Here is an 11381-nt window from a genome sequence, read left to right as displayed (position 1 = left end):
GCGGTGAAGGGCGGGATGACGAAGCGCTGGATGCGCGGATCGCCTTCCGGTTCGGCAAGCAGCCCGCCGGCGAAGGCCCGCGCCTCGGCAAGCGTCTTGTTCATCTTCCAGCTCGTGCCGATCCAGACATGCTTGGACTGCGTCATGCGATGGTCATTCCGTTTCGTTCACCAGAGCCCTGGCTGTCGACTCGTCGGTGATGAGACCCTTCAGCCGCGCGCTTTTGAGCACCGCGCGGACCGCCTCTACCTTTGTCGGACCGCCGGCAATCGCGATGATGCGGCTATCCGCCGGCCCGTCCAGATCGACGGCGAGCGTGCGGGCGGTCAGCGTCGTCTCCAGCACCCGGCCGCGCGCATCGAAAAAGTGGCCGAGCATTTCGCCGACGCCGCCGACGGCGGTGATCTCGCCAATCTCACGCGGCTCGATCATGCCAGTCGCCACGAGCTGGGCGCCTGCATCCGCCGTGCCGATGCCGACGAATTTCAGCGTCGCCCGGTTCGACATCTCGAAGACTTCCCGCACGCCGCGCTGCGCCAAGAGCACTTCGCGGTCTTCCGCGGAATTGGCAAAAAAGGGTACCGGCATGACGTAGGCCTGTGCGCCGGTCTTTTCGGCCAGTCGATGCATGACGTCGTGCGGGTTGGCGGCATAGTTGCGCGTCAGGCCGCCAAGCAGCGAGACGAAGCGGACGCCAGCCGCCTCGAAGCGCGGCAGCTGATGCACCGCGGCGGCGAGCGTGCGGCCATGGCCGATGCCGATGACCCTATCCTCGCCGCGCTCCATCTCGCGACGCAGGAAACCGGCGCCCGCCAGCCCCAGCGCCCGCAATGGCAGGCCATCCTCGCCCAGGTCCGGCGCGACCTCGCAGAAGTCCAGCCCGAAGCGGGCGCAGAGCTGGTTCTCCAGCAATGCGCATTCGACGACCTCGCCGTCGATCGAGACCTTGACCGCGCCGTCGGCGACGGCCCGGGCGATCAGCCGATGCGCCTTGACCGACGGGAGTCCCAGTCGCTTCGCAACCTCGGCCTGGGTAAGGCCGCCGGCGTAGTGCAGCCAGGCGGCACGGATCGCGAGCGATCCTTCGGGGTCCAGTTGACCTGGGCGTTTCGGCATCTGCAGTCCTTAATCGCGCGTTTGGGCCATTCTCAGCGGCTCAGATATTCAGGCTTTGCACGCCCGTGTCGATATGGGGAGCCCAGAAGGCTATGCTCTCGGCAATCTGCGGGATGACCTGCCGATCGTCCGGCTCGCGTTCCTTGAAACTCAGCTCCAGGCAGATCTCGTTGTCGACGGCGCCGCCTTCGGCGAAAGCCTTCATGAGCGGCTCGGGATGAATGCGGCCCCTGGCGTTGAACTGAGCGGTGAAGGGACGGTGCCCGCCCTTGTCCATGAGACTTTGCTTGATGTGGATGATCGGCGACAGCTTTGGCACCGCGCGGGCCCAGGCATAGGGATCGTAGTCGTCCGGATTGGCGCTGGTCACATCGCCATGGTCGATGTCGGCCATCATCCACATCGGCACGGCCATGTCGGCCCTGGTCAGCCTGTCCTGCAGCTTCAGGCATTCGGCGATCGTGTGGCCGAACTCGCGCCCGATGCTCATCGGCTCCCAGAAAACGTAACGCAACCCGGCTGCCTTGGCGTGCTCGGCCACCTCCGCCCAGCAGTCGACCGCGATCCGGATCAGTTCCTCGCGCCGGGCCGGATCGTCGTAATCCTTGTAGGTGAAGATGGCGAACTGGGTGCCGACTGAGACGCCGCCGAGATCGGCGGTGATGTCGGCGAAGGTCTTGAACCAGTCGACATAGTAGCGGCGCACATCGCTGTCGGGATGGCCGAAATGGTTGAGCCGGCCATAGGGGCCGGTCATGCCGCTCGTGACGCGCACGCCGGTGCGCCGCAGGGCCGCGATCATCTGCCGGGTCAGGCGCCGGATCACCGGCGCCGGCCAGCTCGGATTGATGAACTCATGCGTCAGCTGCAGATCGCGCAGCCTGAGGTCGCGCGCGACGGTCTCGACCAGATCGTCCGGATCGGCGAAACGGTTGACCAGCGGGTTGGTGTTCAGGGAAATCGTCAGCGCCATCACGCGGCCTCGGCCAGGCGCTCGGCGTCGAACCACATGGCGAAGGCGTCCCGTTCTGCCGCGGTGAGATGCAAATGGTGCTTGGTGCGCCGAAGCAGGATGTCGTCGGGCGTGCGCGCCCATTCCCTGGCGACGAGGTAGCGCACCTCCGCCTCGTAGAGCAGGCCGCCGTGATGACGGCCAAGGCCATCGAGGCCGGCCGCGTCCTTGACGAGCTCCCTGGTGCGCGCGCCGTAGAGCCGGCCGTAGTGATGGACGAGATCGCGCGGCATCCACGGATAGGCTTCGCGCAGGCCGTTGGCGAAGGTCTCGTAGTCGGCATTGGGGATTTCGCCGCCGGGCAGCGGCGCGGTCTCGGTCCAGTCCCCGCCCATCTTCGGGAAAACATGCTTCAGCCGGTGCATGCCGCGCTCGGCCAATTCGCGGAACGTGGTGATCTTGCCGCCGAAGACGTTGAGCAAAGGCGCGCCGCCGGTCTCGTCGAGGTCGAAGACATAGTCGCGCGTCACCGCGGACGGGTTGCCCTTGCCGTCGTCGAACAGCGGCCGCACGCCGGAGAAGGAGTAGAGCACGTCCTGGCGCCGCAGCTTCTCCTTGAAGTAGCGGTTCACCGCCGCAAGCAGGTAGTCGATCTCGGCCTCGTCGGCCCTGACGTCCTCGGCGCGGCCGTCATAGGCGATGTCGGTGGTTCCGATCAGCGCCATGTCCCCTTCATAGGGGTTGATGAAGATGACGCGCTTGTCGTGGTTCTGCACCAGATAGGCATTGGCGCCCTGCCAGAACTTCGGCACGATGATGTGGCTGCCTTTGACCAGGCGCACATTGCGCGACGAGTTCGATCCCGCGACGCGGCCGATGACGTCCGAAACCCAGGGGCCGGCGGCATTGACGAGGCAGCGAGCGCGGAAGACGCGCGTTTCCCCGGTCATGGCGTTTCTCGCCGCCACCGTCCAGGCGCCATTCTCGCGACGGGCGGAGACGGCGGGCGAGCGGGTGAGCACCTCGGCCCCGCGCTCGGCGGCGCCGAGCGCGTTGAGCACCACCAGCCGCGCATCGTCCACCCAGCAGTCGGAATATTCGAAGCCGCGCGTATACTGGTCGAGCAACGGCGTTCCTTCCGGATCGCGCTCGAGGTCGAGCGTGCGCGTGCCCGGCAGCCTCTTTCGGCCGCCCAGATGGTCGTAGAGGAACAGGCCGAGCCGCACCAACCAGGCCGGCCGGTCCTGCGGGCTGTGCGGCAGCACGAAGCGCATCGGCCAGATGATATGAGGCGCGGCCTTGAGCAGAACCTCGCGTTCGATCAATGCTTCGCGCACCAGCCGGAACTCGTAATATTCGAGATAACGCAGGCCGCCATGCACAAGCTTGCCGGAGCGCGAGGACGTGCCCTCGGCAAGGTCGTCCTTTTCGCACAGCACGACCGACAGGCCGCGGCCTGCCGCGTCCCGCGCGATGCCGGCGCCGTTGATGCCGCCGCCGATGACGAAGAGGTCGACCGTTTTCGGCTCTGGCCCCATCCTATGCTCCTTCCGGCGTTTCGGCAAAGGCGCCAGCCGCATTGCGGCGCTGAGCGGCCAGAAGGTCCCAGGCCGGCCCCAGGGCACGGCGTGCCGCGCCGAATGCCGGAAACAGCCCGTCATAGACGCCGATCAGCGCCGGATCGGGCGCCTCGACGGGCCCGAGCAGCGGCGTGACCCAGTCGGCGATGCAGGCGCCCATGTCGGGATAGGCGCCGATGGCGACCGCCGCCATCATCGCGCAGCCGGCGGCACCCGCCTCCTCGCGCGAAGAGACGCGCACCGGCGCGTGAACCGCCGCAGACAGGATGCCGCGCAATCCCTGCGAGCGGGCCGCGCCGCCCGACAGTCGCAGCTCCGACGGCAGGTCGCCCATCGCCGCGTAGCAGTCGCGCATGGCGAGCCCCAGCCCCTCGATGACGGCACGCACGAGGCTCGGATAGCGATGGTTTACCGACAGGCCGACGAAACCGGCGCGGGCGTTGGCATTGACGAACGGCCCGCGCTCGCCGGCCTCCGAAATATAGGGATGATAGACGATCTGGCCGGGTTGGCTGTCGCCGAGCCAGCGATCGATGCGGGCGACCAGATCGCGGTGGCTGGCCTCCTGCCCGAATACCTTCAGCACATCCGCGCCGAGACCAAGAACCCAGTCGATGTTGAGCGTGGTCGCCATGTTGGTCTGGACCTGCGTCACCAGATCCGGGACCGGCAAGGTGATGACGTAGCCCGAGCCCTCCTTGTTGAGGTGCACGGCGCCCGTCGGCACGGCCCGCATGTGCACGCCGGTCGAGCCGACGATCGAGCAAGCGACATCCCCCTCGCCGCCGCAGACCCCGGCGCCGAGCGCGGTCATCACCATGTCGACATAGCCGAGGCTGACGGGCGTGCCGGCTTTCAGCCCGGTCTCGGCCGCCGCCGCGGCGGTAAGCGGATGGGTTACCATCGTGCCGTCGACGATCTCGGGCAAGAGCTTGCGCCGGCCGGAAAGGCCGAGCGCCTCGATGACCGTGTCGTCGTAGCGGCGGGTGCGGAAATTGCCGAAGGTGAAGCTTGATTCCGACGGGTCAGTGGCGCGCACGCCGGTCAGGTTCAGATAGAGCCAGTCCTTGCAGTGCAGCGCCACTTCGGCATGGTCGAGAAGCTCGGGCGCGTGGCGGTCCATATGGGCCATCTGACTGCCCTGCTGGCAGGTGTTGAGCCCGGTTCCCGTCGCCTCGAAACGGGCGCGGCCGAGCGGGCCGGCGGCCAGGCGCTCGACAGTGGGCGCGGCGCGGGCATCGAGCCACAGCCAAGCATCCGCGACCGGCTTGTCTTGCCGACCCACGAGCCAGGTGCCGTCGCCTTGCGCGGTCACCGCGAGCGCAGCGGTGCGCGCCGCCAGGTTTTCAACCTTGTCGCCGAGCCCTCGAAGCGCAGCCGCGCAGTCGCTCCAGGTCTGGGCGAGCGACTGCGTCGCCGAACCGTCGGCGCCGGACGCGTAGCGGTTCGGAACCGAAGCGGAAGCGATCTGGCGGCCGTTCAGCTCGAAGGCGACCGCCTTGATGACCGACGTGCCGGAATCGATACCTATGATGACGTCAGCGCCGGCCACGGGTCTCTCCGCATCCGATGCGACCATGCCTGGATCGGCAACAGGGCAATGTCCGTCTCCTCCTGATTTTCCACCTGAAATCCCACCCGCGAGCGGGCGGCGGCGAAAGATACGCCGTTGCACACTCCTCCGTAACGGCGCCTTACGCAGTTCATTCTAAGTTATCATGGAAATAACACAATGCATGATTTTTTTTGCAGACATCGAAAATTTTTTCAGTTAGGCTGATATCAGTCAGGAGGAACTCGACAATCCGCCCTCCGTCGTCTCCGGCAGGCGGACGGAAGAGTGGGCAAACAGGCGACCGGATGCATCAGGCTTGTTTCCAGCTTGCGTCGCAGCACCGCGCGGCGGACATAATTTCTATTGAAATCAACAGCGTACTGCCAATCAATTCGCTCCTGCAGCATTGCCGTGCCGTGCCTGCGAGATGGATAATCTCAACGATCGGCGATAGCGGCAATCGACAGTGAGAGGCTGCTCCGGGAGATGCCGTTTTGAAGATCGCCTAACCGGAAACCCCTTCCAACGAGCCAAAAATCCGGACCAAACGGAATTACGATCTAACATGCTTGACGCAGAAGATAACATTAACATAACATAACTCTGACAGATGGACGTGGATGCAGTGGGAGGAAGACGCTGCATCGACGCTCAAGGGTGGAGAAAATCGATGCAAGCAAGCGACCCCACTATGCCGTGTCACCATGCGGCGGCAGGCATGCTTCGTGCATCCGCAGCGGCCCCTGCCCGCCTCGTTCCATCGCCGGCAAGGCTCTGAATGATGAATGCCATGTCGACCCCTAAGGCCCCCGCCGCGCCGCGCCGCAGTCTGACGATCGCGATCGGTCTCGGCGTCGTGGTCCTTGCCGCGATCGCGCTCGACACGAAGGTGGTCCAGATCGGATCGTCCGCCGACGTCAGCCAGGAGGCGTTTTCGCCCGACCGGTTCGGCGAAAAGGAATTCCCGCGCATTCAGGCCTTCGTCGTCGAGCACGCCGTCAACGCCGCAACCTTCGGGCCGGCGGTGATGGCCGACAAGAATGCCGCCGCCAAGCAATACGGAACCGCCTCGTCGACCGGCGCGATCATCCCGATCAGGTTGACGGCGGTGGCGGGCGAGGCGAAATCCGGCGTCTACGAGCTCAAGGCCGACGGCGTGCCAGCCGACATCCATGTTCGGGTGCAGGCCGGCCCGGCCATCAACGGCACCGATCTGCGCGATGCGACAGGCGACATCGTCTTCGGCAAGTTCAAGAACCAGATCGAATTCCAGGACGCCGGCTCCGGCATCAACCGCGCCATGAAGAAGGCAACCCTCGACGCTATCGACACCGCCAGCCTGTCCGGCAAGACGCTGGAGATCTTCGGCGTTTTCCGCCTCATCAACCCGAAGAACTGGCTGATCACGCCGGTCAAGGTCACCGTCAAATGAGCGACGCTGCAACCTCCCGGCAGGCCGGCGAAGTGGTTCTGGCGGCGCGCAACATCGCCAAGTCGTACAACGGCGTGAGGGCGCTGAAGGGTGTCAATTTCGACATTCACCGCGGCCAGGTGACGACGCTGTTCGGCGAGAACGGCGCCGGCAAGTCGACGCTGATGAAGATCCTTTCCGGCGTGGTGCAGCCGACGTCCGGCGAGATCGTTCTCGACGGCCAGCCCATCGTGTTTTCCTCCTCCACCGACGCGCGAAACCACGGCATCTCGATCATTCATCAGGAGCTCAGCCTCGCGCCCAATCTGTCGGTTCGCGACAACATCTTCATGGGGCGCGAGATCACCGGCCCGACCGGCGTCAACTACGCCGAGGAGGAACGCCAGGTCCGCAAGCTGCTGGAGGAACTCGAGGAGGACATCGATCCGCTCACCCCTGTCGAGGAACTGCGGCTGGGACAACAGCAGATCGTCGAGATCGCACGGGCGCTTTCGGTCGACAGCCGGATCCTGATCATGGACGAGCCGACATCGGCGCTTTCCGCCACCGAGGTCGAGGTTCTTTTCAGCGTGATCCGCGACCTAACCGCCAAAGGCGTGTCGATCGTCTACATCTCGCACCATCTGGAGGAGGCCCTGCAGATCACCGATCACGCCGTGGTGCTGCGGGACGGCAACATGACTGCCTACGCGCCGCGCGCCGATATCGATCTTGAATGGATCGTGCGCAACATGGTCGGCGAGAACTATGACCTGGGCAATCCGCCGACCGGCCACGAATTCGGTCCGGTCATGCTCTCGGTCCGCGACCTGACCGTGCCGGATCCGGCCGGCGGCGGCTACAACGTCGTCGACCGCATGTCGCTCGACGTCAGGGCCGGCGAGATCGTCTGCATCTATGGCCTGATGGGGGCCGGCAGGACCGAACTGCTCGAAACCGTCGCCGGCAAACTGAGCGCGACGTCCGGCGAGATCGTGCTCGAAGGCAAGGAGATTTCCCACCTCGCCATCGGCGAGCGCATCGCCCGCGGCCTGGCGCTCGTGCCCGAGGATCGCCAACGCTACGGTCTCGTCCAGACGATGTCGGTCGGGCAGAATCTTTCACTCGCCTCGATCTTGGAATTCACGCGCGGGATATTCACCTCCGTCAGGCTCGAGCAGGCACTGATCCAGAAATCGATCCGGGACGTGACGGTGAAGACCGACGGACCGGACGTGCCGATCGGGTCGCTGTCCGGCGGCAACCAGCAGAAGGTGGTCATCGGCAAGATGCTCGCCACCGATCCGAAGGTCATCCTGCTCGATGAACCCAGCCGCGGCATCGACATCGGCGCCAAGGCCGAGGTGTTCCGGATTCTGGCTCATCACGCGGCGGCCGGGCAGGCCGTCGTCTTCACCACATCGGAAGTCAACGAGTGCCTGTCGATCGCCCACCGCATCATCATCATGCGGCGCGGGCGGATCTCGGCCGAGTTCACTTCGGACATCACCAAGGAAAAGATCATGGCCGCCTCGGGCGAGGCCGTGGCGGCCTGAGCGGAGCACGGGAAAGAACTATGACGCAACCGAGCGCCAACGGCATCTCTGCCCCGGCCACAGTCCTGAGGGGGACAACCAGCCCCATCAAGCTCCTGCTGAAGGGCCGCGCCTTCTTCGCGCTGATCGCCATCATCATCGCCTTCTCGTTCCTGTCGCCGAACTACCTCACCGTTTCCAATCTGCTGATCATGTCCTCGCATGTCGCCATCTACGGCATCCTGGCGATCGGCATGCTGGTGGTGATCCTGAGCGGCGGCATCGACCTCTCGGTCGGCTCGATCCTGGCGCTGTGCGGCGTCGTCGCCGGCGCGCTCATGCAGGGCGTGGAGTTGAAACCGCTCGGCGTCATCCTGTTTCCGCCTGTGTGGGCGGTGGTCGTGCTGACCTGCGCGCTCGGCGCCGCGCTCGGCGCGCTCAACGGCATCCTCATCGCCTTGTTCAGGGTGCCGGCCTTCGTCACCACGCTTGGCGTCATGTACATGGCGCGCGGCATCGCGCTGCTGCAGACCAACGGCCTCACCTACAACAATCTCGCCGGCCGGCCGGAGCTCGGCAACACCGGCTTCGACTGGCTGGGCTTCAACCGGCTCTTCGGGGTGCCGATCAGCGTGCTGGTCCTGGCGGCGCTTGCCGTGCTGACAGGGCTGATGCTCAGCCGCTCTTCCTTCGGCCGCTGGCTCTATGCCGCGGGTGGCAACGAGAACGCAGCCGACCTGTCGGGCGTGCCGGTCAAGCGGGTCAAGATCACGGTCTACACGCTTTCCGGCATCCTGTCGGCGATTGCCGGCCTGGTGCTCTCTTCGCAGTTGACGTCGGCAGGGCCGACCGCCGGCACCACCTACGAGCTGACCGCGATCGCGGCGGTCGTCATCGGCGGCGCCGCGTTGACCGGCGGGCGCGGTACCGTGCGTGGCACCATGCTCGGCGCTTTCGTCATCGGCTTTCTTTCCGACGGCCTCGTCATCATCGGCGTGTCCTCCTACTGGCAGACCGTCTTCACCGGCGCCGTCATCGTGCTCGCCGTGCTCATGAACACCATCCAATACGGGGCCCGCGGCGTCCGACAGTGACGCCGCAGGCCCCGCCAAAAGCTTCTCCGGGACCGCAAGGAGACAGTGCCGGAAAGAAGGCCGAGACAAATCGGCAACCGCAATCCGAAACCGCAATCTGTAGAGGGAGTGAGAGAAATGATCGATAAAACCAGAAGGATCCTGTTGGTCGCCGCTGCGGCGCTGCCGTTGATGGCGAGCCAATCCTGGGCGGCGGGCTTGATCAGCATCATCGTGACCGATCCGGCCAATCCCTACTGGCTCACCGAAGGCCAGGTCGCCAAGGCCACGGCCGAGAGCCTCGGCTACACCGCCAATGTCAGCGCCCACAAGGGCGACACCAACACCGAAAGCACCATGATCGACACCGCCATCACCAACAAGTCGGTGGCGATCATTCTCGACCCGGCCAATGCCGACGGTTCGATCGGCGCGGTCAAGAAGGCGATCGCCGCCAACATCCCGGTTTTCCTGGTCAACGCCGAGATCAACCAGGACGGTCTCGCCAAGGCGCAGCTCGTCTCCAACAACGCCCAGGGCGCGGCGATCGGCGCGCAGCAATGGGTCGAGGCGATCGGCGACAAGGGCAACTATGTCGAGCTGTTCGGCAACCCGGCCGACAACAACGCGGCGACACGCTCGAACGGCTACGAGACCGTGCTCACCCAGTATCCGGACCTCAAGAAGGCCGGCAAGGAAGTCGCCAACTGGGACCGCACCCAGGGCTATCAGAAAATGCAGTCGCTGCTGCAGGCCCATCCCGACATCGCGGGCGTCATTTCCGGCAATGACGAGATGGCCCTCGGCGCCATCGCGGCGCTGAAGGAAGCCGGCAAGCTCTCCCAGGTGAAGGTCGGCGGCTTCGACGGCTCGCCGGACGCGGTCGCCGCCGTCAAGGCGGGCGAGATGCAGTACACGGTGCTGCAGCCGGTGGCGGTCTTCTCGGCCGAAGCCGTGAAGCAGGCCGACAAGTTCATCAAGACCGGCTCGACGGGCGCTGCCTCCGAGAAGCAGCTCTTCGACTGCGCCTTGATCACCAAGGACAATGTCGACAAGTACACCGGGCCGTTCACGCTCTCCCAGTGAACCGCCGGATTGGGGCGCGCGGCGTTGCGCGCCCCTTTTCCTGCCGCGCAAAGGCATTCGATGCGCAAAACCCTGCCCGCCCCCAAGGTGCCCGCTTGCCATCGGCGCCAGATATGCGAATGGCATCGGCAGGAGAGGCTTGGATGACAGATCGCGAGATTCGGCCCGAGCAGGCGTTGAAGACCCTTGCCGGGGATCAGGTGCCAGCCGACAGCCGCCACGCGCGCCAGCTGGCGCGCCGCCGGATGATTGCCGAGGCCGTCATGGCCGAGGGCACGATGCGCATCGAGGACCTCACCGAGCGTTTCGGCATCAGCCTGATGACCGCGCATCGCGACCTCGACGAACTGGTCGAGAAGGGATTGCTGCGCAAGACGCGCGGCATCGTCTCGGCCGCCCCGACCAGCCTCATCGAATCGAGCGACGTCTACCGCTCCTCGCGCCAGGGAGCCGAGAAGCGCGCCATCGCGCAGGCGGCGGCAGCCTTCCTGGAACCCGGACAAGCCGTCTTCTTCGACGATTCCACCACCGTCCTGCAGCTCGTGCCGCATCTTGCCGCGCGCGTGCCGCTGACGGCGATCACCAATTCCATCACCCTGATGAACGCGCTCAAGGACACGCGCGACCTGACGCTGCTCGGGCTTGGTGGCCAGTTCTACAACTGGTGCAATGCGTTCATGGGGCCGGTCACGGTCACGGAGATCCGGCGGCTGAGGGCCGATCGGGTCTTCATGTCGATGTCGGCCATCACCGACGGCATGGTGTTCCACCAATCGCCGGAAATGGTCGAGACCAAGCGCGCCATGTTCGACAGCGCCGCCATGCGCATCCTGCTGGCCGATCACACAAAGTTCGAGCGCCGGGCGCTGCATGCCATGTGCGCGCTGAACGAGTTCGACGTCATCATCGTCGACGACGGAATCCCACCGCGGCAGGTCGAGGAGATGAAGGCTGGCGGCATGACGGTCGTCGTCGCCGCCGTGCGACAAGAAGATGTTACAGCTAGCTGATTGTAACATCCATTGATGTTAACTTAACATGATGCTATGCGAAAACCTCAGGAGATGCACGCG

General features: G+C 65.2%; 10 protein-coding genes. 5 read left to right on the top strand and 5 right to left on the bottom strand.

What is annotated here, in order from left to right; all coding sequences use genetic code 11:
- The 5 genes from KVT37_RS33585 to KVT37_RS27775 all read right to left on the bottom strand — a co-directional run.
- Positions 1-146, bottom strand: a 146-nt coding sequence (locus tag KVT37_RS33585; protein ID WP_254634309.1) for a triose-phosphate isomerase, incomplete at its 3' end; no start/stop codon positions are given.
- A gap of 7 nt (positions 147-153) precedes the next feature.
- Complete coding sequence (locus KVT37_RS27790; protein ID WP_217578217.1) at positions 154-1116, bottom strand: sugar-binding transcriptional regulator; 963 nt, start codon at positions 1114-1116, stop codon at positions 154-156.
- Positions 1117-1156: 40 nt separating this feature from the next.
- Positions 1157-2089, bottom strand: coding sequence for a sugar phosphate isomerase/epimerase (locus KVT37_RS27785; protein WP_217578216.1), 933 nt, complete (start codon positions 2087-2089; stop codon positions 1157-1159).
- Complete coding sequence (locus tag KVT37_RS27780; RefSeq protein WP_217578215.1) at positions 2089-3606, bottom strand: glycerol-3-phosphate dehydrogenase; 1518 nt, start codon at positions 3604-3606, stop codon at positions 2089-2091. The genes KVT37_RS27785 and KVT37_RS27780 overlap by 1 nt, the downstream gene beginning before the upstream one ends.
- A gap of 1 nt (position 3607) precedes the next feature.
- Positions 3608-5200, bottom strand: a complete 1593-nt coding sequence (locus KVT37_RS27775) for an FGGY-family carbohydrate kinase (protein WP_308642785.1) — start codon at positions 5198-5200, stop codon at positions 3608-3610.
- A 793-nt stretch (positions 5201-5993) separates the two neighbouring features.
- On the opposite strand from KVT37_RS27775, the gene KVT37_RS27770 reads away from it, so the two are divergent.
- The 5 genes from KVT37_RS27770 (at position 5994) to KVT37_RS27750 (ending at position 11318) form a co-directional block, all read left to right on the top strand.
- Positions 5994-6635, top strand: a complete 642-nt coding sequence (locus tag KVT37_RS27770; RefSeq protein WP_254634305.1) for a DUF2291 family protein — start codon at positions 5994-5996, stop codon at positions 6633-6635.
- Positions 6632-8170, top strand: coding sequence for a sugar ABC transporter ATP-binding protein (locus KVT37_RS27765; protein ID WP_217578213.1), 1539 nt, complete (start codon positions 6632-6634; stop codon positions 8168-8170). Before KVT37_RS27770 ends, KVT37_RS27765 begins: the two co-directional genes overlap by 4 nt.
- Before the next feature lie 20 nt (positions 8171-8190).
- Positions 8191-9243, top strand: a complete 1053-nt coding sequence (locus KVT37_RS27760; protein ID WP_217578212.1) for an ABC transporter permease — start codon at positions 8191-8193, stop codon at positions 9241-9243.
- Positions 9244-9360: 117 nt separating this feature from the next.
- Positions 9361-10308 (top strand): D-ribose ABC transporter substrate-binding protein, encoded by a 948-nt coding sequence (locus tag KVT37_RS27755; RefSeq protein ID WP_217578211.1) that lies wholly within the window; start codon positions 9361-9363, stop codon positions 10306-10308.
- 143 nt (positions 10309-10451) lie between these two features.
- Entirely contained in the window at positions 10452-11318 is an 867-nt protein-coding gene (locus KVT37_RS27750) for a DeoR/GlpR family DNA-binding transcription regulator (protein ID WP_217578210.1), read from the top strand.
- Positions 11319-11381 lie beyond the last annotated feature (63 nt).

Origin of the sequence: Mesorhizobium sp. GbtcB19, assembly GCF_019091085.1 — a bacterium.
Lineage (GTDB): Bacteria > Pseudomonadota > Alphaproteobacteria > Rhizobiales > Rhizobiaceae > Mesorhizobium.
Note: the sequence above shows the minus strand (reverse complement) of the source record. Positions and strands in the feature narration are given on the sequence as shown.

Bases quoted from the DNA above. Each gene is read 5' to 3' on its own strand.
- KVT37_RS27790 (WP_217578217.1), bottom strand. From the start codon at position 1,116: ATGCCGAAACGCCCAGGTCAACTGGACCCCGAAGGATCGCTCGCGATC.
- KVT37_RS27785 (WP_217578216.1), bottom strand. From the start codon at position 2,089: ATGGCGCTGACGATTTCCCTGAACACCAACCCGCTGGTCAACCGTTTC.
- KVT37_RS27780 (WP_217578215.1), bottom strand. From the start codon at position 3,606: ATGGGGCCAGAGCCGAAAACGGTCGACCTCTTCGTCATCGGCGGCGGC.
- KVT37_RS27770 (WP_254634305.1), top strand. From the start codon at position 5,994: ATGTCGACCCCTAAGGCCCCCGCCGCGCCGCGCCGCAGTCTGACGATC.
- KVT37_RS27765 (WP_217578213.1), top strand. From the start codon at position 6,632: ATGAGCGACGCTGCAACCTCCCGGCAGGCCGGCGAAGTGGTTCTGGCG.
- KVT37_RS27760 (WP_217578212.1), top strand. From the start codon at position 8,191: ATGACGCAACCGAGCGCCAACGGCATCTCTGCCCCGGCCACAGTCCTG.
- KVT37_RS27755 (WP_217578211.1), top strand. From the start codon at position 9,361: ATGATCGATAAAACCAGAAGGATCCTGTTGGTCGCCGCTGCGGCGCTG.
- KVT37_RS27750 (WP_217578210.1), top strand. From the start codon at position 10,452: ATGACAGATCGCGAGATTCGGCCCGAGCAGGCGTTGAAGACCCTTGCC.